We start from the raw sequence: 23,183 nt of genomic DNA, 5'->3' as shown, positions 1-23,183 counted from the left end.
TATGCACGCACGTCGAGATTGGAAGGGCCGGGGGGCGCAACTTCGGTGGATGACGCTCGCACGTCTGTTTCTGTTCCCCTGCGCGCGCTGCCTGAACATCTGCTCGGGGCGCCGTCGGGAGAGATTCTGGCCGTCGATGGCGTCGACCTGTCCGCCGTGCGCGAGGCGGCCGAGCTGATCGCTCCGGCTGTTGGCGGGCGGCGTCTGCTGTTCGCCGGCCTGCCGGCGTGCGCGTCCGCATCGCAGCTGGTGGAAGCATGGCTCGGGCAGCTCGCCCGCGCGGCCCTGGGCCTGTGGCCACGCTGGCTTGAGGACGAGACCTTTCCTGCCGTCGGCCGCGATACCCTTGCGCGCCTTGCCGTGTCCGCGACCGCGCGGGAAATGGCGGGCGCCCGGCCCGAGCTGCTCGCCCCCTGGCTTGAGAAAGCGGGCCTGCTGGCGCTGGACGGCGTCGCGCCCCGCGTGCCCGGCACGCCGGCGCAGACGGAGCTGTCCCAGCTCGCCCGCGTGGTGTGCCCGGCCGGCCTCGTGCTGGTGACGCAGGTGGCGGATGCGGCCGCGCCGCAGGCGGCGGCTTATGTCCATGGTCTGGAGTGGATCGCCCGCCACATGCCGGGCGCCGTGGTGGTGCTGTTTCGCGAGCCGCCGCCGCCCGGCACGCCGCTGGAGCGGATCCGCCATGGCGTGGTCTCGGTCGCATTGGAAGAGCCGCTGGGCCCGCCTGTTCCGCTGCCGGATGATACCATCTGGCTGGAGCCGTGGCGCGGCGCGCCCCATCCGCTGAGCGAGATCGAGCAGCGCATCTGGCGCCTGGTGATGGCGGACAGCGAGCTGGCGCCGCTCTTCACCTTCAACCAGCCCGTGGAGACGGTCCGCGGCTCGCGCCCCCGTGTCGATCTGCTGTGGCGCGAGGGCCGGCTTGTGGTGGAGCTGGACGGCTATGCCGACCACGGCACCCGCGGCGCATTCCTGCGCGATCGCCAGCGGGATTTTGAGCTCGCGCTGAGCGGCTACACCGTGTTGCGCCTCGCCAATGAGGAAGTGCAGCAGGATTGCGGGCTCGCCGTGCAGAAGATCCGTGATCTCGTCAATCATCGCCGGCGGGTGGGCCGGCAGGAGGGGTGAAATGGCTGCAAGGACCAAGACGGAGGATCGGCAGGCGGCGCTGTTGCTGCGCGCTTTGCTCGCCTGCGAAGCCGGTGGCGCGTTCCAGAAGGACCTTTCGCCCGAACCCTCGCCCAAGCTGCGCCAGCCGCTGGAGGACGAGGGGCTGATCCGCATCAGCAAGAAGAACCGCTCCAACTGGATCGAGCTGACCGAGAAGGGGCGCGAGCACGCCCAGCGCCTGCCGCCCCCCGAGGCGGAGGTGACGGCAACCGCCAAGGGGACTTCCAAGGGCACCCGGGCCAGCGAGGATGCGGAGCGGGAGAAGGAGGCTCTGGTGCTGCTCGGCCTGATCGCGTGCGAGGAAGGGGCCGCATGGCAGCATGAGCTATCGCCCCAGCCCACCCCCAAGCTGCGCGCGGCGCTGCAGGCCAAGGGGCTCATCCACATCACCAAGAAGGGCCGCTCGAACTGGATCGAGGCCACCGACAAGGGCTGGCACTGGGCCGGCACCCACCTTTCCGAGCTGCTGCCGGAGACGGCTTCCGGCGCCGCTGGCGTGTTGCGGCAGTGGCTCGCGCGCCTGGACACCTTCATGAAGGTGAAGGGCCTCGTGCTCGCCGATGTGATGGCGCCCGTCGAAACCGCCGCCGTGAGTGCGGCGCCGCTGGCCAGTGCCGCCAATGCCGCGCCCGCGGTGCCGGTCGGGGATCTGCCGGCGCGCATCCGTTCCGCCTATCTCGCCGTCACCGGCGGCCGCCTCGCCACCCGTGCGTTGCTTCGCGATATCCGCCCGCGCCTGCCCGACGTGCCGCGGGAGGTGTTGGACGCGACGCTGAAGCAGATGCAGCGCGATCAGGCGGCCATCCTCTATCGCCTCGACAACACGGTGGAGCTGACTGCCGCCGACCACGCCGCCGCACTCCACATTACCGGCGAGCCCCGCCACATTCTCTGGATCAACGCATGAACGCGACGGCAAAAGCAGCCGCCTCCCAGCTGGCGGCATTTCAGTCGGTGGACTTCAACCCCACCCGGCAATTGAAGAGCGTATGGCGCGAATCCCCCTACGAGGTGGCCGCGCTCCACGCCCAGGCCACCCGCGAAATCCTCGACTATTTCGACCGCGAAACCGAGGATATCGAGCCCGATAACGAGCCGCGCGGCTGCGTGGTGCTGGGCCCCGCCGGGCATGGCAAGACCCATCTCATGGGCCGGCTGCGCCATGCGGTGTGGGCGCGGGCGGGCTGGTTCGTGCTGCTCGACCTGGTGGGGGTGAAGGACTTCTGGTCGTCGGTGGCCCTCGGCTTCGTCAATTCGCTGCAGGTGAAATTGCCGGATGGGCAGACCCAATATAACAGGCTGATCCTGGTGCTGGCGGAGCTGCTCGGCATCAAGGGCAAGGCTGGCGACATCGTGGGCGCGCGCGGGCAGGCGGCGGGCGAGCGCATGCCTGAGCTGGCCAAGCTGTTCCGCGACGCCCTCGCCAGGCGTTACCGGGCCGAGATCATCAACCATCGTGATGTGGTGACGGCGTTGATCCTGCTGGCGTCGGACGATCTCGACCAGCAGTCCATTGCCCATGCCTGGCTCCAGGGCATGAGCCTGGACCCGCAGGAGCTGCGCGCCCTGGGCTTCATCGGCGTCAGCGATCCCATGAGCGTGGTGAAGGGGCTCTCCTGGCTGATGAGCCTCGTGGGGCCGACCTTGATCGCGGTGGACCAGATCGACGCCATCGTCTCGGCGGCCAACATCGAGACGGTAGCCGTCAGCGGGGGGCAGGAGGTCACCGAGGCGGTCGCCGTGGTGGAGCAACTGGCCCAGGGGCTGATGGATCTGCACGAGGTCAAGCGCCGGGCGGTGGTGGTCATCTCCTGCCTGGAGGCGACCTGGGCGGTCATCAAGCAGCGCTTCACGGCGGCCGTCACCGCCCGCTTCCAAGCGCCGCTGGAGCTTCAGCCGATCCCGGACAGCAGCCGCGCGGCCTCGCTGGTGGAGATGCGCCTGGCGGCGGCTTACGCGGCCGTGCACTTCAAGCCGCCTTATGCCACCTGGCCCTTCCGGGGCGAGGCTTTCGATGAGGTAGTGGGGCTTTCGCCGCGCGAGCTGTTGCAGAAGTGCGAGCAGCACCGCCTGACTTGCATGCGCAACGGACGCGTCAGCGAGCTCACGAGCTTCGGTGGCTCTAAGCCGCCCGTTGAGCCGGTGCCCGTCTCCTCCGACCTCGACGGTCTTTATGCCGAGGCCTATGCCGCCGCGAACGTGGCCGACCTGTTCGCTCCGGAGCGCGAGGACGAGCTGCGCGAGCTGTTCGCCGACGCGCTCCAGTTCTTCTCCCGGCAGCTCACCATGCCGGAGGACGTGGATTGCGCGCTTCAGGCTGACCCCGACCAGAAGCGCCCCTCGCTGCATGGGCGCCTGACCTTCACTTTCCGCGCCAAGGGGGATCGCGAGGAGCATTATTGCTTCCGCGTGCTGACACACATCAACGGACCCGCCTACCTGTCGCGCATCAAGGCGGCCATGACGGCATCCGGCATCGGCCGCGGTCTGGCGGGACGCCATCTGTTCCTGTTACGGACGGGGGCGCCGCCGAGCGGGCCAAAATCCCAGCAGCTCACGGCCGAGTTCCTTTCCGCGGGAGGCCGCTTCATCGCGCCGGTGGAGGCGGATCTCAGGGCTTTCGCCGCGCTGCGGAGCCTTGCCGGAAAGCCGCATTTCTCCGATTGGCTGCGGCAGAGGAAGCCCCTGTTCGAGACGCCCTTATTCCAGGCCGCGGGCCTGTGCCCGCCGCCGTTCCTGCCGCGCGAGATGCCGCCCACGCGCGGCACCGAGACCTTGGATCCGCAGATGGACGGGCAGGGCGCAGCGCCGGGAACGGGGCAGACGCTGCCGACGGATATCGGCGGCACCGGTCCGGGTCCTCGCGTACGGGGGCGGGACCAGGATGAAGGCCAGGGGGCTGGCCGCGTCAATGGAGGCCAGGGTATCTCCTCGACCCGCCAGGGCATCCCCTCGACCCGCCAGGGGAATGGCGAGGACGAGCCGGTGGCCCTGTCCGATGAAATCCTCATCGGACATCGCATCAGCTATCAGGGGCCGGGCGAGCCGGTGGGGCTCAAGCCTGCCCTGCTCAACCGCCATGTGGCGATCTTCGCCGGCAGCGGATCGGGCAAGACGGTGCTGCTGCGGCGGCTGGTGGAGGAAGCAGCTCTGGCCGGCATCCCCTCCATCGTGCTCGACATCAACAACGACCTCGCGCGCTTGGGTGACCCTTGGCCCACCATTCCGGACGCCTTCTCGCCGGAGGACGCGGCCAAGGCGGAGCGCTACCAGAGCCGGGCGGAGGTGGTGGTGTGGACGCCGGGCCTCGCGCGCGGCAACCCACTGGTGCTGAACCTGCTGCCCGACTTCGCCGCCATCGGCGACGGCCGCGATGCGGAGAGCGAGGACGAGCGCGCCCAGGCGGTGGACATGGCGCTCTCGACGCTGGAGCCCTACACCATCGGCCGCGGCCAGAAGGCGAACGAGCGCCGGGGCGTGCTGGCCGACGCGCTGCGGCTGTTCGCGCGGCAGGGCGGGGGCAGCCTGCGCGATCTCGTCGGCCTCCTCGGCGAGCTGCCCGACGGCTGCACGGAGATCAGCCAGGCCGAAAAGCACGGCCGGGCCATGGCCGACCAGCTCTTGTCCGCCATCGCCACCAATCCGCTCCTGCGCTCCGAGGGGCAGCAGCTGGATCCGCAGCTGCTGTTCCACGGGCGCGACCCACGGCGCACTCGGATTTCGGTCATCAACCTGTCCGGCCTGCCGTCGGAGAGCGCGCGAGAGGCCTTCGTCAACCAGCTGCAGATGACGCTCTTCACCTGGCTGAAGCAGCATCCAAGCCCCACCGGCCGGCTCTATGTGCTGGACGAGGCGCAGAATTTCGCGCCCTCGCAAACGGCGACGGCTTGCCGCGCCAGCACCCGCTCGCTGGCGGCGCAGGCCCGCAAATATGGGCTGGGCATGGTGTTCGCCACGCAGCTGCCGCGCGGGCTAGACAATGGCATCGTTTCCAATTGCACCACCCATTTCTATGGCCGCATGAGCTCCTCGGCCACGCTCGCCGCGACGCGTGAGCTCATGGACGCCAAGGGTGGGGCGGCGGACGATCTGGGCAAGCTGGAAAAGGGCATGTTCTACTTCTCCACCGAGGGCTTCCCCCGTCCGGTGAAGATCCGCACGCCCCTGTGCCTCTCCTTCCATCCGGCGAACCCGCCCGGCGTGGACGAGGTGGTGCGGCGCGCGCAGGCCTCCGCCAGGGTGGGGGCGGGCGATGCGGGTCGCGCGCCGCGTGAGGAAGTCGCAGCCACTCAGGAGACCTGAGCAGTCCCCCACGTCGGGGCAGCGGGGCCGGTGCGCGCGGCCGGCTTGCGGTTGCGTCTGGACCTGAAGTCGTGACATGGCTGGCGCGCGCGGGGACCCCGCCGCGCCGCATCACGCGCGGTGGGCGCACGCCTGCGCCGGCATCGGGGGTGGAGCAGCATCATGTCCGTTCGGCCGATCGTGAAGTTTCCGGATCCGAGCCTGCGCGCCGTGGCCGAGCCGGTGACCGTCTTCGACGACGCGTTGCGCCAGCTCGCCACGGACCTGCTGGACACCATGCGGGCGGCGCCAGGCATCGGCATCACCGCGCCGCATATCGGGGTGGCCAAGCGCGTCGTGGTGCTGGAGCTCTCGGCCGAGGATGGGGTGCGGACCTATGTCAATCCACGGATCCTCTGGGCCTCGGACGAGCGGGTGCGGCATCCGGAGGGCAGCGTTTCCATGCCGGGCGTGGTGGACGAGGTGGACCGCGCGGCGCGGGTGCGTGTCGCCTATCAGGATTTGGACGGGGTGGAGCAGGAGGAGGAGGCCGACGGTCTGCTCGCCGTCTGCCACCAGCATGAGATCGACCAGCTCGATGGCATCTTCTGGCTCCAGCGCCTGTCGCGCCTGAAGCGGGAGCGTGTCATTCGCCGCGCTGAGAAGCTGCGGCGTACGGCGGCGTCCGCATAGGGCGCGGCTTCCGCACGGGGTGCGTCGGCGTTCAGAGTGCAGGGGGCGACAGGGGGTGAGGGGCTCCAGGAGGCGCCAAGGGGAACGTTCCCTCTCCCGCTTGCGGGGGAGGGTGAGGGCAGGTGCCCTCCGGCAAGTGCGGGGGGCATTGAAAGCGCGGTGGCCGAGACCATCTTCTTTCACCTTTCAGCGTGCCTTCTCCCTTTCTTGTCCCCTCGTGCGGCCCTTGTCTTTTGCCGCGCCTCTTGCCCCTTCCCAGCAAGCGGGAGAGGGAGCGAGGAGGGCATCGAGCGGGCGAGCGTTGCTCGTGCCCCTTCACAAAGCTGGATGTGAAAACGGCGCCGCCCCTGACTGGAGCCGCGCCGTTTGCGATGATGTCTTGTGCCACTGCACTCACGCCCGTGCCGGCGGGCGTAAAGCCCTCGGAACCGGGCGCGCGCCCCTGGGCGTCAGTACACGCTTTCGTAGATGCCCTGGATGTCGGCGCGGGTCATGTCGCGGGCATTGCAGGCGATGAGCCGGCGGATGCCCACGTCCACTTCCTCCGCCATGGAGGGAATGGCATCGCGCGGCACGCCCAGGTCGCGCATGCGGATTTCAAGACCCGTGGACGGCACCAGGGCTTCGATGTCCGCCACCAGCGCCTCGGCCGCCTCGGCGTCGGAAGCGAAGGCGCGGCCCGGCAGGGTCTGGCGGGCCAGCTCGGCATAGAGCGGGGTCGCCACCGGCAGGTTGAAGCGCATGATGGGCGCCATGACGATGGCGTTGGAATGCCCGTGCGGCACGTGATAGCGCGCCCCCAGCGGATAGGCCATGGCATGGATGGCGGCCACCGAGGCGTTCACGAACGCCATGCCCGCCAAAAGCGAGCCCTGGAGCATGGCGGCGCGGGCCTCCACGTTCTTGCCGTCCTTCACCGCGGTGCGGATATTGCCGGAGAGCAACTGCAGCGCCTTCACCGCCAGCGCATCCGCCAGCAGGTTCTTGGAGGTGCGGCTGGTGAAGGCCTCGATGGCGTGCACCATGGCGTCGAGGCCGGTGGCGGCGGTGATGCGCGGCGGCAGGCCGAGCGTCAGCTCGGGGTCGAGCAGGGCCACGTCCGGCAGGAGCTGCGGCGCGTAGATCGCCTTCTTGCGGCCCTCCGCGTCGGTCACCACCGACACCCAGGTGACTTCCGAGCCGGTGCCCGCGGTGGTGGGCACCTGGATCAGCGGCACCCGCGCGCCCTTGGCGAGGTTGGTGCCGTACATCTCCTCGATGGGCTGGGTGGAGTTGATCATCAACGCCACCAGCTTCGCCGTGTCGAGCGAGGAGCCTCCGCCGATGCCGATCACGCCATCGGCCTTGAATGCCCGCGCCCGCTCCACGGCCGCCAGCACCACCGACACGGGCGGATCGGCCGCCACGTCGGAGAACACATCCACGGCGATGCCCATTTCGGCGAGCGACGCCTTGGCGGTGTCGGCAAAGCCCAGGGTGACGATGCCGGGATCGCACACGATGAGCACGCGGCTGGCGTTAAGGTCCTTCATCAGCGCGCCGAGCTTCAGGAGGCCGCCGGCCTCGCAGACGATGTGGCGCACACTTCTGAACGTATAGTTCATGGCACTATCCGGATTATCTGAGTGAGATCGATGGAATGGGCGCTCAGCGGATGCCGCCGAGGCACATATACTTGATCTCGACGAAGTCATCGACGCCGTACTTGGAACCTTCGCGGCCGATGCCGGATTCCTTCACGCCGCCGAAGGGGGCCACCTCGGTGGAGATGATGCCCTCATTGATGCCGAGAATGCCGTATTCCAGCGCCTCCGCCACCCGCCAGATGCGGCCGATGTCGCGGGCATAGAAGTAGCCCGCAAGACCATATTGGGTGGCGTTGGCCATGGCGATGGCCTCTTCCTCGGTCTCGAACTTGAAGAGAGGGGCCACCGGGCCGAAGATCTCTTCCGAGAACAGCTCCATGTCCTGGGAAACCTCAGTGAGGATGGTCGGCTCGTAAAAGTTGCCGCCCAGCGCGTGGGGCTTGCCGCCGGCCAGCACCTTGGCGCCCTTGGCCACGGCGTCCTTCACCAGCCGGTCCACCTTGGTGAAGCCCTTCTGGTTGATGAGTGGGCCGGTGGTGACGCCCGCCTCATCGCCCGCGCCCACCTTCATGGCGGAAACGGCCTTGGCCAGCTTCTCCGCGAAGGCGTCATAGACGCCGGCCTGAACCAGCAGGCGGTTGGCGCACACGCAGGTTTGGCCCGCATTGCGGTATTTGGACATCATGGCCCCGGCCACGGCGGCGTCGAGGTCGGCATCGTCGAACACGATGAAGGGCGCGTTGCCGCCCAGCTCCAGGCTCACCTTCTTCACGGTGCCGGCGCACTGGGACATCAGCAGCTTGCCGATGGGGGTGGAGCCGGTGAAGGAAAGCTTGCGCACGATGGGGTTGGCGGTCATCTCGCCACCCACGGCGGCGGCCTGCATGGTGGTCACCACATTGAACACGCCGGCGGGAATGCCTGCGCGCTCGGCCAGCTCAGCCAAAGCGAGGGCGGAAAGGGGCGTGTCCTCCCCGGGCTTCACCACGGCGGTGCAGCCGGCGGCCAAGGCCGGGGCCACCTTGCGGGTGATCATGGCATTGGGGAAGTTCCAGGGGGTGATGGCGGCCACCACGCCGATGGGCTGCTTGATGACGATGATGCGCTTGTCGGCGCCGTGGCTGGGGATCACGTCGCCATAGATGCGCCGGCCCTCTTCCGCGAACCACTCGATGAAGGAGGCGCCGTAGGAGACCTCGCCGCGCGCTTCCGCCAGCGGCTTGCCCTGCTCGGCGGTCATGATCTGCGCCAGGTCTTCCTGGGCGGCCATGATGAGCTCGTACCACTTGCGCAGGATGACGGCGCGTTCCTTGGCGGTCTTGGCGCGCCAGGCGGGGAGGGCGCGGTCGGCGGCCTCGATGGCGCGGCGGGTCTCATCGGCGCCCATGTCCGGCACCTGGGCCAGCTCGGAGCCATTGGCCGGATTGGTCACGGCGAAGGTCTTGCCCGTGTCGGCGGCGGTCCAGGCGCCGTCGATATAGGCCTTGTCGCGCAGCAGCGCGGTGTCGGAGAGGGTAAGAAGGGCCATGGCTTGATGCCTCCTCGGCAGGAATTCGGGTAACCGGTGATGGCGGCGTCGGGGTCGCCATGCTTCTCACGCGGCACAGGCATGGACGCCCCGGCTCGGCGGCGCAACGCACAGGTCGCTGATGTCCACGGGATGCGGAACCGGCAGGGCATGGGCTGGTGCCGGTTCGTACGTGGACGGGGGAAGGGGCCGGCGCAGGAGCTGGCCGTGTCCTTCCGGACACTTGGCCCCGGAGCCGTGCGCGTTATCGGGCAGGTCTTGCCCAAACGCCGCGCGGGCTCGGGCAATGGCCCGCGAGGCGCGTTGGGAAGCGCGCCCCCGGGCCGCTAGCCTTACAGCACCGACTGGTAGATGGCGAAGGCGTCATCCTTGGAGACGGGGCGCGGATTGTTCATCAACAGCCGCTCCACCTTCATGGCGTCCACCGCGAGGCGCTCCAGGTCCGCTTCGGCCACGCCCACCTCGGTGAGGCGCTGGGCGAAGGGCATGCGCGCCACCATCTCCTGCATGAAGCCGATGAAGGCATCGGCCGCCGCATATTCGCTGGAGAAGCGCTGGCCCGGCAGCACCACCCCCGCCAGCTCCGCATAGAGCGCGGTGGCGGCCGGTTTGTTGAAGTGCAGCACCGGGGTGAGCACCAGCGCGTTGGACAGGCCGTGGGGTACATGGAAGTGACCGCCGAGCGGATAGGCCAGCGCGTGCACCGCCGCCACTGGGGCATTGGCGAAGGCCATGCCCGCCAGCATGGAGCCCTGCAGCATGGCGGAGCGGGCTTCCACGTCGGCTCCGTCGGCGATCACGCGATCCATGTTGGCCGTGAGCAGGCTCAGGGCCTTTACCGCGAGCGCATCGGAGACGGCATTCTTCTTGTGCTTGCTGGTGTAGGCCTCGATGGCGTGCACCATGGCGTCGATGCCGGTGGCGGCGGTGACAGCCGGCGGCAGGCCGGTGGTCAGGGTCGCGTCCAGCACCGCGATGTCGGGATAGAGCAGGGGGCTCACCACGCCCTTCTTCTCATGGGTCGGGGTGGTGACGATGGAGATGGGCGTCACCTCCGAGCCGGTGCCGGCGGTGGTGGGCACCTGGATCAGCGGCAGGCGTGGCCCGCGCGCGAGGCCGATGCCATAGATCTCGGGCAAAGCCTGTTCCGCGCCCAGCAGCAGGGCGACGAGCTTCGCCGTATCCATGGAGCTACCGCCGCCAATGCCGATGATGGTGTCGGCCCCCGCGGCCTTGGCGGCCGCGACGGTGGCGAGCACCACCTCTTCCGGCGGATCGGCCTGGACGTCGGTGAACACCTCCACCGGCTGGCCGGCGGCGGCGAAAGCCTCAAGAACGGGCGCGATCACGCCGAACTTCACGAGGCCGGCATCGGTCACGATCATCGGCCTCTTTGCGCCGAGCTCCGCCGCGAGGGCGGGCAAGCGCGTGGCGCCGCCGATCTCCTGGATGACGTAAGGGGTGGTTTCGAAGGAGAAGTTCAGGTTCATCGCGAATGCTCTGGAAACGAGGACGGGGGCGGGGTCAGTTGGTGGTGACCACGCCGCGCTCGATGTTGAACACCTGGTCGACGAGATCGGACGAGTGGGTGGCGTCGGATTCCGAGAGGAGCACGCACAGGCCCTCGCTGCGCAGCTTGCCGATCACCTCGGTGAGGCGGCGGGAAAGCACCGGCGCCACGCCCTCGAACGGCTCGTCGAGCAGCAGCAGGCGCCGGGCGGGCATGAGCGCGCGACCCAACGCCACCAGCTTCTGCTGGCCGCCGGAAAGCTGCAGCGCCTTGCGGTCGCGATACTGGGCGATCTCCGGCATCAGCGAATAGATCCACTCCAGCCGGGCGGGGGCATCCTTCAGCTTGTTGGCCCAGGCCGGCATCAGGATGTTCTCTTCCACCGTCAGCGAGGGGATGAGGCGGCGGTCCTCCGGCAGGTAGCTGATGCCCATGCCGGCGCGGGTATGGGCCTCCTTGTCGCCGATGGAGGTGCCGTCGAACACGATGTTCCCGGAAATGGCGGTGAGGCCCATGATGGAGCGGATCAAGGTTGTCTTGCCCGCGCCATTGCGGCCGATGAGGCCGACCATCTTGCCCGAGGGGATTTCCATCGTCACGCCGCGCAGGATCGGGATGCCGGCGATGGAGACGTCGAGATTGGAGATGGCGAGCGTCATGCCACGGAACTCCCCTGCTGCGCGGCGCCCTTCTGGCTGGCGCTCTTGTGGTCGGTGTGCCCGGTGACGAGCTCGCGCACGCGCTCATTCGCCAGCACCGCGTCGGGCGGACCGTCGGCGATGATTTCCCCGCTGTAGAAAGCGAGGATGCGCGAGACGTAGCGGCGCACCACCTCCATGTCGTGCTCCACGAACAGCACGGTGAGGCCGTGATGGCGCACCGCGGCCATCACAGTGTCCATCAGGTCGCCCTTCTCGTCCACGCTCACGCCGGAGGTGGGCTCGTCGAGCAGCAGCATCTTGGGATTACCGATCATCGCCATGGCGATGTCGATGAGCTTGCGCGAGCCCTGGGGCACGGCGGTCACGCGGGCATCGCGATAGCTCGCCACCTTGAACTCGGCGAGGATCTCCTCGGCCTTGGCCACCCGCGCCTTGGTGTGCAGGGGCTTCAGGAAGGAGGGGTGCGGGCTCTCGGCGGCGGCGAGCGCGATCACGAGATTGTCCAGCACCGTCAGTTCCGGGAAGAGCTGGGCCACCTGGAACGAGCGGGCAAGGCCCGCGCGGGTGATGGCGCGCGGGGCGAGGCCCAAAATGGCCTTGCCGTCCATGAAGATCTCGCCGGAGGTGGGCGGCAGATAGCCGGTGACCATGTTGATGAACGTGGTCTTGCCCGCGCCATTGGCGCCGATGACGCCGACGATCTCGCCCTTATCGATCTTGACGTTGAGGTCCTTGGCGGCGGTGACCGCCCCGAACGACTTGTTCAGCTTGCGGGTTTCGAGGATCGGGCTCATGCGCGGGCGCCTCCCGTGCGGGTGTTCGAGGTGGAGGAGGGGGCGGCGGAAACCGGGGCATCCACCCGCGCGCGGGTGAACAGGCTCCACAGGCCCTTGGGCAGGAACACAACGATGCCGAGCAGGGTGAAGCCGAGGATCATCTGCCAGGCATTGGGCAGGAACTCGATGGCATAGGTGCGCACCAGCGAGAACACGATGGCCGCGAGGAACGGCGCGAACACGCTGCCCGTGCCGCCCAGGAGGGCGATGAAGACGAATTCGCCGGAGGTGGTCCAATAGGCCATGTCGGGGTCCACATGGCCGGTGGCCAGCGCCGTGAGGCCGCCGCCCAGCGCCGACACCGCCGCCGCCGCCACATAGTTCGCGTAATTGATCCAGCGCGGGGACAGGCCGAGATATTCGACGCGCACCTCGTTCTCGCGGATCGCCTCGCAGGTCATGCCCACGGAGGAACGGTAGTAGCGGTTGAGGAAGAAGGCCACCGCCGCCGCCGCAATGACGGTGAGCACGAACACCGCGTGGGTGGCCTGCTCGCCGCCGGAAATGGTCTGGCCCAGCAGGGTCCAGCTGTTGACGTTGAAGCCGTCGGTGGAGCCGAGCTCCTGGCTCTTCACCAGCACGCCATAGAGGATCATGGAGAAGGCCAGCGACAGCATCGCGAAATAGATCTCGCGATAGCGGGTCATCAGCAGGCCCAGGATCATGGCGAGCACCACCGCCGCCACCACACCGATGGCGAGCAGGACGAGGCCGGCGGAGATGCCCAGGAACTGGCCACCCATGCCGACCGCATAGCCGCCCACGCAGTAGAACAGGCCTTGGCCGAAGGAGACGAGGCCGGCTTTCATCTGCATCACCACGCCCTGGACGACGAGAGCCTTGGCGAGGGCGACGGTGAGAAGGAAGATCAGCCAGCCGGGGGCCGCGAACAGCCCGCCCAGGAGCAGGACGACCGCAAGGCCGATCAATGCGAGTTCAGTCTTGTCGAGGCGCATGGGTCAGATCTTCCTTGCGAGCGTGCGGCCGAACAGGCCCTGCGGCCGGATGGCCAGCACCAGGGACATGACGCCGTAAATCACGAACAGCTCGAACTGGGGGGCGAAGTGCACGGCGGCGGCGCGGGACAGGCCCAACAGCAGCGCGCCCACGGCGGCGCCCTCGATGGAACCCATGCCGCCAACGACCACCACGGCGAAGGCGAGGACGATCACTTCCACGCCGATGCCCGGCACCACCGAGATGGACGGCGCGGTCAGCGCACCGGCCAGGGCGCCGAGCGTGGTGCCGATGAGAAAGGTGAGGGTGAACATGCGCCGCACGTTCACGCCCATGGCCCGGGCCACTTCCCGGTCATGGATCACGGCGCGCAGGATCTTGCCCAGATTGGTGCGCTCCAGCCACGCCCATAGGGCAACGCCCACGGTGATGGCGATGCCGATCAGCACCAGGTCGTAATTGGAGACCTTCAGCCCGGCGATGGTGGAGCGGCCGAGCGCGGTATAGGGCTGGTAGGCGAAATACGGGTTCACGCCGAACACCAGCTTCATGCCGTCCTCGAGGATCAGCAGCAGGGCGTAGGTGATGATCACCATCAGGATCTCATCGCGCCCATACATGAACTGGAGCAGCCCGCGTTCCACCGCGAGGCCGACCACGAGGCCGGCCACCAGCGCGGCGCCGATGAGGATCAGGAAGCTCATGCCGGCCGATCCCGACCCGTCGGCGAAATACCAGCCGATCGCGGACGCGGCCGTGTAGGCGCCGATGGCATAGAAGGAGCCATGGGCCATGTTGAGAATGCGCATGACGCCGTAGATCACCGTCAGGCCGGCGGCGACCAGGAACAGCCAGGACGCATAGATGGTGCCGTCGATCAACACGGCGAAAAAGCTCAGCATAGGACCGCATCCGTCTTGGGGGACGTCGTCTTGGGAGCGTCGTCTCGGGGGCGAACGGGCCGGCGGCGGGGGAGCCGCCGGCCCTCGGGTCACGGGATCAGTGCCGGTCAGGCGATCCCGATCTGGGAACGGCACGCCGGACGGCGCGCCGTCGCCTGGGTCAGTTGCACTTGGCGCCGGGGAAGCCGGCCTTGATCCAGGCGTCGGAGGTGGTGCCGTCCGGCGGGGTCACGCAGTCACCCGAGAAGGTCATGACGTTCTCGATGGTGGCCTTGCCGGTCTTCGGATCATACTTGTAGGTGCCGTAGGAGATGGGCTGCACGGCCTGGTGGCCATCGGCGCGATCCATCTTCACGGTGCCGGCGACGGACTCGAAGGTGGAGCCCTTGAAGGCGTCGGAGATGGCGTCCGCGGTGGGCACGGTGCCGTTGCCGCCACCGGCCTTCTCGGCCGCCGCCTTCAGGCCGAGAATGGCCTGGGCCATCTTGGTGGCCGGATAGGTGGGGGCCATGGAATAGGTGTCGGTGTAGGACTTCACGAACCAGTCGTTCAGGGCATTCTTGGGGGCGAAGGCGCCGAACGGGCCGCGGGCGCCGATGATGGAGCCGTTGGGGGCCTGGTCCTTGAAGCGGTCGAGGGCGGACTCGCCGCAGGTCAGCACCACGGTGGCGTCGTCCAGCAGGCCGCGGGCATTGGCCTGGAGCACGAAGGCTTCCATGTCGCCGCCCCAGAAGGAGGAGTGCACCACCTCAGGCTTCTTCACCGAGAGCGCCGAGATTTCAGCGCCATACTGGCCCTGGAACACCTTCGGCATCTGGTTCTCGACCACCTTCACCTTCGGCATGGTCTGGGCGATGGCGAGGGTGAAATCGTGCCAGCTGTCCTGGCCCCAGGCATAGTTCTGCTGAATGCCGGCGATCTTGGTGATGTCGGGCTTGGTGGCCGCGAGGTAGCGGGCCGCGCCGATATTGTCGACAGCGGCGTCGAGGCCGGTGCGGAAGCTGTACTTAGGCTTCGTGTCCTCCGAGAACAGGCGCGAGGTGCCGCAATCATAGAACACGGTGAGCGCCTTCAGCTCTTCCGCGACCGGGGCGATGGCAAGGCAGTCGCCCGAGGAGATGTAGCCCACCACGGCGTCCACCTTCTGGCGCTGCACCAGGTTGCGGAACTCTTCCACCTGCTTGGTGGCGCCGCCGGCCTCGTCGATGATGACGGCCTCGATCTCGGCGCCGTTGATGCCCTTGGAGGCGTAGGGGGCGGGCAGGGCACCCTTGTTCAGGCCTTCCACGATGACCTTGGCGGCATTGGCGGAGGGAATGCCGAACGGGCCGGCGGCCGGGCCGGACAGGAAGGTGACGATGCCGACGCGGAACTTGCCGTTCTCAGCCGCCTGGGCGACGCCCGCCAGCATGGTGGAGGCGAGGGCGGCGGCGGCGACACCCGCCGCGATGCGACCGGCGACGCGCGTGGTCGTGGATTGGGCGTTCTTCACTTGAGGTTCTCCCTTTTGAACCGGATTGTCATTGGGTGGGGCTGTCGGCCCCATGGCGAGCGGCGGCGCGGCGGGCGCGCACGAGGTCGGGCGGCGGGCGCAGGTCCTCGGCCGAATAGGCGCGGATGTTGCCCAGCATGGCCTTGGCGGGGGGGAAGTGGTCGTTGGGAACTGGGGTGCCCACGGCCTGCGCCTGCAGGATCTGGTGGGTGAGCGGATCGATGGCGGAGGCATAGCCCTCCGGATCTTCCGGCAGCTTCAGGCGCATGCCTTCGAGCGCATTGATCAGGGCGGTGTCGTCAGTGGCGTTGCCCACCTCGGCCACTGCCTTCGCGATCGCCACCATGCCGGTGTATGCCCCCTCCGCCGCATAGGTGGGATAGCGCCCCACCATGGACCGGAAGCCCTCCACGAAATGGCGGTTCTCTTCCGTTTGCGGCCAGTTGTTGTGGTGGCGGGCGGAGAGGATGAGGCCGGGCGGCGGCTGGGCGCCCAGCTGCACCAGCACGTCGTAATTGGCGCCGGTGTCGAAGTTCGCGACCCGCATCTGGGAGAACAGGTCGGTGGCCTGCGCCTGCTTCAGGAAGGCCAGGAAGTCGCCGCCCCACAGCGCCGTCACCACGATATCCGGCTTCAGGTCCTTCAGGGCCTGGATGTAGGAGGAGTAATCGGGCTCGTAGAGCTTGGGCCACAGCTCCGCCACCACCTCGTATTTCATGCCCAGCCGGTCCATGGACGCCAAAAGGTCGTCGCGGGAGACGTGGCCGTATTCGTAATCGGGATTGAGGATGGCGATGCGCTGCCACGGCTCCTTGGCGCGGATGTCGCGCAGATAGCGCGCGCCGGCCGCGTTGGAGGTCCAGCTGTCGTTGGAAACGCGGAAATAATGGGGATGCTCCGCCTCGATGGTGAGGCGGGAGGAGGCGTGGTCGGTGCCGATGAGGATGATGTTGCGCCGCCGCGCCACGTCGCTCACCGCCTGCGCCACGCCGGAAGAGACCATGCCGCACAGGAAGTTCACATGGTCCTTGTCGATGAAGTTCTCAGCCAGTCGCAGGCCGTAGGAGGCCTTCGAAAGCGCATCGTCGACGATCACCCGCAGGCGCGGACCGGGCTTTCCCGTCACCCGCCCATCGGCGATGTCCTTCAGGGCGAGGCGGATGCCCTGCACGCTGTCTTCGCCGTAAATGGCCGCGCGGCCGGTCATGGGATAGATGCAGCCCACCACCGCGTCCGCTTCCTTGGGAGAGGCGCCGAGCTCGATGCGCTCCGCGTGGGCGGCAAGGCTGGCGCCCATCAACAGGCAGCCGGCGAGCGCGAGGCGCTTCAGCGCGCTTCGCATCCCTCGGTACACCGGATGATGACCCAGCTTCCGCGTCTCCACGGCTCCATCCTCCCTTTCGAGCGCTCGCTCGTTTCATTTTTGTTAGGGAGGGAACAGCAAAGGCCGTGCCAGAAGGAGGCGGGCGCGTAGCGGCTTGCAGAGCCTTGCGATTTTCGCAGGGGCGATGATCGGCGCGCGCAGGGCTGAGCGGAAAGCGCTCCCCTGAGCGGCGCTCATGAGCGCTTTCCGCTCAGGGCCGCTCAAGATGAGCGGGCGGAGCGGGCCCGCTCAGAGGCCCAGGCGCTGGAGCCGGCGCTTCAAGGCGTGGCGGGAGATGCCCAGGGTCTCCGCCGCCCGCCCCTTATGGCCGCTGGAGCGGCTGAGCGCTTCCAGCAGCAGCTGGCGTTCGGCGTGGTCCATCTGGTCGTCGATGGTCACGGTGGGGAGGGCTTCCGGCTCGCTCTGGGGCGCCGCCGGATGGGGCAGGGCGCCGCGCAGCTCCTGGGGCAGTACGCCGGGGGTGATGGTCTCGCCGGGATAGAGAATGGTGAGCCGCTCGATCAGGTTTTTCAGCTCGCGCACATTGCCGGGCCAGGGGTGGGCCTGGAGCAGGGCGGCCGCCTCGGGCGCGAAGGAAATGCGCGCGCATCCCTCCTGGTGGGCATAGCGGGCGGCGAAATGGTCGGCCAGCACCAGCGCATCGCCCGCCCGCTCGCGTAGGGCGGGCACCGCCACGTTGATGACGTTGAGCCGGTAATAGAGATCCTCGCGGAACTGGCCCTCGCGGACCAGCGCCGCAAGATCGCGATTGGTGGCGGCCACCACGCGCACATTGCCGGTGTGGACGCTGCCCGCGCCCACTGGGCGATAGGTGCCATCCTCGAGGAAATGCAGCAGCTTGGCCTGCAGGGCCAACGGCACCTCGCCGATTTCGTCGAGGAAGAGCGTGCCGCCCTCCGCCACCGCCACAAGGCCGGTGCGCTTCTGGTGGGCGCCCGTATAGGCGCCCTTCTCGGCGCCGAACAGCTCAGCCTCGATGAGCTGCTCCGGCAGGGCGGCGCAGTTCACCTCCACGAAGGGCTGGTCGGCGCGGCGGCTGCCGGAATGGATGGCGCGGGCCACCAGCGCCTTGCCGGTTCCCGACTCGCCATGGATGAGGATGCGCGAGGTGCCGCTGCCCGCCACCCGCTCCACGGCCTCCCGCAGCGCCACCATGGCCGGGCTGGCGCCGATGAGGCTCGCGGTGGAGAGCTGGCGGCTGCGGTGGTACTCGATCTCCTCATGCATGCGCCGCCGGTCGAGGGCCTGGCGGATGCAGTGGATCAGCTCGTCGAGCTCGAACGGCTTGGTGAGATAGTCCACCGCCCCGGCCTTCACTGCCTGCACGGCGGCGCGGGTGTCGCCATGGGCAGAAATCATGATGACGGGCAGATCGGGGGAGAGGGCCTTCAGCCGTGCCAGGGTCTCCATGCCGTCCACCTCGGGCATGCGCAGGTCCACCAGGGCAAGGTGGATCTCGCTGGCGCGCACCGCGTCGAGGGCGGCGGCGCAGCTGTTCACGCCCGTGGGCTTCAGCCCTTCCTTCTTCAGGGCGTAGACCAGGGAGCGCACGAAGGGCGCTTCGTCGTCCACCACCAGAATGGATGCGGCCTGCATGGCTTGGCGTTCCTCCTCAGGCCCCTTCGCGGGTCGGGTCCGCCGCTGGGAAGCTCAGCGAAATCAGCGTTCCAACCCCGAGGGTGCTCTCGATATTCATTGTGCCTTCATTGGCTTGCACCATCTGCTCGCTGATGGTGAGGCCGAGCCCCGATCCCGTCGGCTTCGTGGTGAAGAAGGGGTCGGTGACGCGGGCGATGTCCGCCCTGGCGATGCCGTGACCGTCATCGGCGATCTCGATGACGGTGCGCTCCCCCTCCCGGCGCGAGCGGAAGGTGACTGTGCCACCGCGGGCGCAGGCCTGGATGGCGTTCAGGCCCAGATTCACGAGGATCTGTTGCATGTGATCCTCGTCCGCCAGCAGGCCGACGCTGGAATCCCCGGTGGAGGCCAGGTGCACGCCGTGCTCGGCGGCCACCGGCTTCAGCAGAGTGGCGGTGCGGCGCAGCAGCTCGCGCACCGCCTGCGGGCCGCGGGCGGCGGGGTGGGGACGGCCATAGGTGAGTAGGTCGTTCACCACCCGGTTGAGGCGGTCCACCTCCGCTTCCAGGTCGATGAGCAGCTCGCGGCGGTCCTCGTCCGGCTCGTCGCGGCTCAGGCTCTGCACGGTGGTCTTCATGGTGGCGAGGGGGTTTCTCACCTCGTGGGCGACCCCGGTGGCGAACTGGCCCAGCACCGCCATCTTCTCCGTGTGCACGGTGCGGTCGATCATCTCCTTCACCCGCTCCGCCATGGTGTTGAAGGCGGAGGAGAGGGCGTTGATCTCATCGGCTTGGCGGGTCATGGGCAGGCGATAGGTGAGGTTGCCGCTCGCCACCGCGTTCGCGCCCTCCACCAGCAGGTCCACGCGTCGGCGCATGCGCAGGCCCAGATGGACGAACAGCGCCACCACCACGATCATCACCAGCGCGCCGCCCACATAGAGCCAGCTCCGCGCCGAGCGCAGCGACGAGATCAGGTCGGGCGAGCGGCGGTCGCGCATCAGTCGCCAGCCCGGCAGCACCTCCGGCCCCGGCGCCAGCTCGCGCGCGTCGGTGATGGGGCGGCCGGTGGCGTCGAGGATGGCGCCTGAGGGGGTGGACAGGAGCAGCCGCACGATGGCGCTGGTGTTGGATTTGTCGAGCTGCTCCGTCATCGAGGCGAGGCGCACGTGCAGGGCGACGCTGCCGCCGGTGCCGTTGGCGCTCTCGCGCATGGGCCGGCGCAGCAGAATCCACCCCGCGCGGCCCGGCTCCGGCAGCGTGGGGCCGATGATCTCCACCCCGTCCTTCACCACCAGCGGCAGCCCGGCGATGGACCAGCCCTTGGTGGTCCAATAAGGCGGGCCGGAGGCCGCCTGGCCGGCAATGGCATATCTGAGCTTGTCGTGGGCGTCGAAGAACAGGATGCCGTAAAGGTCCGGAACGTCGGCTTCCAGCCGCAGCAGCGCGGCAATGTCGGCGGTGGCCGGCCCCTCGGGATTGGCGAGGAAGGCGTTGAGGCCCGGATAGTTGGAAATCTTGGCGAGCTGGTACTGCATGGTTTCCAGGAAGGCGGCCATGCGATTGGCGGTGGCGGCCTCCTGCGCCGATTGGCGCTCGCCCACCAGTGTGGTTTCCAGTTCCTTGGTGAAGCGGTCATAGAGCGCGCCCACGCTGACCAGGGCCACCGCGAAGATGGTCACCGTCACCACCACATAGCGGCCCACCACGCTGGACAGGCGCGGATATTGGCCGCGAAACAGGCGGCGCAGGCGTCGGGAGCCGCCAAAAGCGGGGCCGGCTGGCATGGGGTGCGGATCTTCGATGGACAAGATGGCGAGCACCTAACCACAGGTTCCGCCAAATCCAAAAGCGATGAAAGGGGCGCGGGTGTCGAGATGGTGGTGCAACCATGCGCGGCCACCTTTGCGAGCCTCCGGGCCCGGGGCCACGCGGGGCTGCGGGAGTGTCGGTTCGGGCTCAAGGCGGAGATGGTTATTTTCAGCCTGGGCATGCGAGGGTCGTGGGCAACGGCGCGGCTGCCCCATTGGCGCCGTGTTCGCGGGGTGGTGTCGCAGCGTCCGCAACCGGTGCGGACGGCTGCCTTCGAGGTTCAGGATGCTTTCGCCCCTCCGTGTCGCCGCTGCTCTCGCCTTTGTCAGCCTTGCTGCTCCGGCGGCCTTCGCGGCCTCCATCACCGTCACGGGACAGGCGAAGGTTTCGGCCGAGCCCGATTCGGCGATCTTTTCCACCGGCGTGATGACGTCGGGCAAGACCGCGGCGGATGCCGTCAGCGCCAATTCCAAGGCCGTGACCGCCTTGATCGAGGCCATCAAGGCCGCCGGCGTAGAGGCGCGCGACATCGCCACCTCCAATTTCTCGCTGCAGCCGCAATATGCCAGTTCGAACTCGGCCAAGGAGGCGCCGCGGGTCGTGGGCTTCGAGGTGCGCAACAGCGTGCGCATCACCGTGCGCGATCTGGCGACGCTGGGGCCGCTGCTGGACAAGATGGTGGAGGCTGGCGCCAACCAGGCTTCGGGCCTCGCCTTCACTTTGTCCAACCGGGCCAAGGTGGAGCAGGACGCGCGCGTGGCGGCCGTGAAGGATGCCATGGAGCAGGCCAAGGTGGTGGCCGATGCCGCCGGGCTGCGGCTGGTGCGCATCGTCTCCATCCAGCCGGAGGCCGACGGCTCCGGCCCCATCATGCCCGCGCCCATGCTGATGAAGGCGGAAGCGCGCATGGCGGTGCCGGTGGAGGCTGGCGAGGTTGAAGTGCGCGGCCGCGCCACCATCGTCTACGACGCCGAGCCCCAATGATGCCCAGCGGCCGACTTCCCCTGAAGCGCGGCTGTGATAGATCAGGGACTCTGACTGATCTTTGATCATGCTCGCGGGGTGCGCCACGGCGCTGCACCCCGCGGCTTTCGGGACCCGAGGCGGATCGCTGATGTCTGTGGTTGGCAATGGACACCCGGGGCGGCGGGTGCAATATGCCGCTCTACCCTACCGTGTGCGCGCGGATGGGGAAGTGCAGATCCGCCTCATCACCTCGCGTGAGACGCGGCGCTGGGTTATTCCCAAGGGGTGGCCCATCAAGGGGCTGTCGCCGGCCAAGACGGCGGCGCGAGAGGCCTATGAGGAAGCCGGGCTGATGGGGTCCATCGCCCGCGAGGCCATCGGCATCTACACCTATGAGAAGAATCTCGGCCTGCGCTCGGTCCTGTGCGATGTCATGGTGTTCCCGCTCAAGGTGAAGCGGCATCTGCACAAATGGCCCGAGCGCTCGCAGCGCTACGGCTTCTGGTTCTCCATCGATACCGCCGCCGCCGCCGTGCAGGAGGAGGATCTGAAATGGCTGATCCTCGCCTTTGGCGACCAGATGGCCGCGCGGCGGGCGGCCAAGCTGAAGGCCGCGGCATCCGCCGATGGCGCAGGCAAGCAGAAGGCTGTCAAGGGCGAGGGCAAGGCCAAGACGAAGCACGTCGGTGAAGCCGCGCTGCTGGCCCCCGCGCTGCCCGTGGTGGCCCCGGACGCAAACGCTCTCAGTGAGGAGCCGCCCAAGCGCGGCGCAAAGGGCCAGACCAAGACGCGGGCGAAGTCACGCGCGAAGGAAGCCTCCAAGCGCTCGGACGAGCTGGAGCCGGCTCTTGCGCCGCAGGCCGAGGCGCCCGCCAAGGCTTTAGCCACGCCCAAAACTCAGCCCGCCAGCGCGGTCAAGCCCAAGAGCGCGGCCAAGCCCAAGAGTGAGGTCAAGCCCAAGAGCGCGGCCAAGGCCAAGAGTGCGGGTAAGGCCAAGAGTGCGGGTAAGGCGGAGGGCAAGCCTCAAGATTCGGCAAAGAGTGCGGGGGGCGCCAAGACCAAGGACGCGGTGGCTGAGGACCGTGTCGTGCCACCGCAAGCCCCTGTGGCCGAGACGGCGGCCAAGCGCGCGAGCGCCCCGGCGGGCGGTGCCAAGGGCGTCGCCACGACGCCGCTGGCCCGGGCGAAGCCGGCTCTCAAGCCCCAGGCTTCATCCCGGCCGAAGTCCCCGGCGAAGGTTCAGGCCAAGCCCAAGGCTCTGCCCCCAATCGCATCCAAAGCTGCGGTGACGGCCAAGGCCCCGGCGGCGTCGCCGATCGCGGTCAAGCCGGAAGCCAAGCCCGTCGCCAAGCTCAGGCCCGTTGCCAAAAGCAAGCCCATCGCCAAGCCGAAACCTGCGCCCAGGGCTGAGATCAAGGCAAGTCCTGTGGTCAAGGCAGCTCCCGCGAGCCGGGCGAAGCCGGCGGCCGCGGGGGGTGCGGTTCCGTCCAGGGCGAGCAGGCCAGCCAAATCCGGGCCATCGCTGGAGGCGACCGGCGGTCTGACTCAGGGCCCGATGGCGCCGACGCCCAAGGCGGGAAAGCCCGCATCCTCGACCAACAGGACGTCGCCCGACGGCACGGGGGCGCAGGAGGCTCTTGCGACCAGCAAGGCCGCGAAGCGCAAGGGTGGTACCGGTGACGCGAAGAAGGCCGCCTCGACGAAAGCGGCCGGGGCCAAGGCTGAGAGCCTCGAAAGGGGAGCCCAACCCGCAAGCTCCAAGCCTTCGAGAAAGGCTGGCAAGAAATCGAAATAGGTGGCGGCCGCGCTGTCTGGTGGCGTGCGGCCGCG

17 protein-coding genes are annotated in these 23,183 nt (G+C 68.4%); 6 read left to right on the top strand and 11 right to left on the bottom strand.

The features are described from left to right. Nucleotides 1-45: 45 nt before the first annotated feature. The 4 genes from L0966_RS22515 (at nt 46) to L0966_RS11005 (ending at nt 6,141) form a co-directional block, all read left to right on the top strand. Nucleotides 46-1,125 (top strand): DUF559 domain-containing protein, encoded by a 1,080-nt coding sequence (locus tag L0966_RS22515; RefSeq protein WP_234051962.1) that lies wholly within the window; start codon nt 46-48, stop codon nt 1,123-1,125. Nucleotide 1,126: 1 nt separating this feature from the next. Next, nucleotides 1,127-2,074 (top strand): hypothetical protein, encoded by a 948-nt coding sequence (locus L0966_RS11015; protein WP_234051961.1) that lies wholly within the window; start codon nt 1,127-1,129, stop codon nt 2,072-2,074. After that, entirely contained in the window at nt 2,071-5,469 is a 3,399-nt protein-coding gene (locus L0966_RS11010; protein ID WP_234051960.1) for an ATP-binding protein, read from the top strand. Before L0966_RS11015 ends, L0966_RS11010 begins: the two co-directional genes overlap by 4 nt. Before the next feature lie 162 nt (nt 5,470-5,631). Then, nucleotides 5,632-6,141: a peptide deformylase gene (locus L0966_RS11005; RefSeq protein WP_234051959.1), complete on the top strand. Its 510-nt coding sequence runs from the start codon at nt 5,632-5,634 to the stop codon at nt 6,139-6,141. A 449-nt stretch (nt 6,142-6,590) separates the two neighbouring features. Here the strand turns inward: L0966_RS11005 and L0966_RS11000 are convergent, their stop codons facing one another. The 11 genes from L0966_RS11000 to L0966_RS10950 all read right to left on the bottom strand — a co-directional run bounded on the left by L0966_RS11000 (nt 6,591) and on the right by L0966_RS10950 (nt 20,386). Further along, nucleotides 6,591-7,745: an iron-containing alcohol dehydrogenase gene (locus L0966_RS11000; protein ID WP_234051958.1), complete on the bottom strand. Its 1,155-nt coding sequence runs from the start codon at nt 7,743-7,745 to the stop codon at nt 6,591-6,593. A gap of 43 nt (nt 7,746-7,788) precedes the next feature. Next, nucleotides 7,789-9,255 (bottom strand): NAD-dependent succinate-semialdehyde dehydrogenase, encoded by a 1,467-nt coding sequence (locus L0966_RS10995; RefSeq protein WP_234051957.1) that lies wholly within the window; start codon nt 9,253-9,255, stop codon nt 7,789-7,791. A 332-nt stretch (nt 9,256-9,587) separates the two neighbouring features. Continuing rightward, nucleotides 9,588-10,745: an iron-containing alcohol dehydrogenase gene (locus L0966_RS10990; protein WP_234051956.1), complete on the bottom strand. Its 1,158-nt coding sequence runs from the start codon at nt 10,743-10,745 to the stop codon at nt 9,588-9,590. A 34-nt stretch (nt 10,746-10,779) separates the two neighbouring features. Next, entirely contained in the window at nt 10,780-11,424 is a 645-nt protein-coding gene (locus L0966_RS10985) for an ABC transporter ATP-binding protein (protein ID WP_234051955.1), read from the bottom strand. Beyond that, nucleotides 11,421-12,221, bottom strand: coding sequence for an ABC transporter ATP-binding protein (locus L0966_RS10980; RefSeq protein WP_234051954.1), 801 nt, complete (start codon nt 12,219-12,221; stop codon nt 11,421-11,423). Before L0966_RS10980 ends, L0966_RS10985 begins: the two co-directional genes overlap by 4 nt. After that, nucleotides 12,218-13,219 (bottom strand): branched-chain amino acid ABC transporter permease, encoded by a 1,002-nt coding sequence (locus tag L0966_RS10975; protein ID WP_234051953.1) that lies wholly within the window; start codon nt 13,217-13,219, stop codon nt 12,218-12,220. The genes L0966_RS10980 and L0966_RS10975 overlap by 4 nt, the downstream gene beginning before the upstream one ends. A gap of 3 nt (nt 13,220-13,222) precedes the next feature. Continuing rightward, the gene (locus L0966_RS10970; RefSeq protein ID WP_234051952.1) at nt 13,223-14,122 is read right to left on the bottom strand and encodes a branched-chain amino acid ABC transporter permease; all 900 of its coding nucleotides are present in this window, start codon (nt 14,120-14,122) and stop codon (nt 13,223-13,225) included. 160 nt (nt 14,123-14,282) lie between these two features. Continuing rightward, nucleotides 14,283-15,614 (bottom strand): ABC transporter substrate-binding protein, encoded by a 1,332-nt coding sequence (locus L0966_RS10965; RefSeq protein WP_234051951.1) that lies wholly within the window; start codon nt 15,612-15,614, stop codon nt 14,283-14,285. 28 nt (nt 15,615-15,642) lie between these two features. Next, nucleotides 15,643-16,998 (bottom strand): ABC transporter substrate-binding protein, encoded by a 1,356-nt coding sequence (locus tag L0966_RS10960; protein ID WP_234051950.1) that lies wholly within the window; start codon nt 16,996-16,998, stop codon nt 15,643-15,645. Nucleotides 16,999-17,226: 228 nt separating this feature from the next. Further along, a complete protein-coding gene (locus tag L0966_RS10955; protein ID WP_234051949.1) occupies nt 17,227-18,594 on the bottom strand; it encodes a sigma-54 dependent transcriptional regulator in 1,368 nt (455 codons plus the stop codon). A 16-nt stretch (nt 18,595-18,610) separates the two neighbouring features. Then, on the bottom strand, nt 18,611-20,386 hold the full coding sequence (locus tag L0966_RS10950) for a PAS domain-containing sensor histidine kinase (RefSeq protein WP_234051948.1): 1,776 nt from the start codon (nt 20,384-20,386) through the stop codon (nt 18,611-18,613). A gap of 286 nt (nt 20,387-20,672) precedes the next feature. Between L0966_RS10950 and L0966_RS10945 the strand changes: the two genes are divergently transcribed. Next, entirely contained in the window at nt 20,673-21,371 is a 699-nt protein-coding gene (locus L0966_RS10945) for an SIMPL domain-containing protein (protein ID WP_234051947.1), read from the top strand. A 130-nt stretch (nt 21,372-21,501) separates the two neighbouring features. Continuing rightward, nucleotides 21,502-23,148, top strand: coding sequence for an NUDIX domain-containing protein (locus L0966_RS10940; RefSeq protein WP_234051946.1), 1,647 nt, complete (start codon nt 21,502-21,504; stop codon nt 23,146-23,148). Nucleotides 23,149-23,183 lie beyond the last annotated feature (35 nt).

Origin of the sequence: Xanthobacter sp. NM-59 (assembly GCF_021401125.1) — a bacterium.
Taxonomy (GTDB): Bacteria; Pseudomonadota; Alphaproteobacteria; order Rhizobiales; family Xanthobacteraceae; genus Xanthobacter.
The sequence above is the reverse complement of the archived record's forward strand: the minus strand, read 5'-3'. Positions and strand labels throughout refer to the sequence as shown.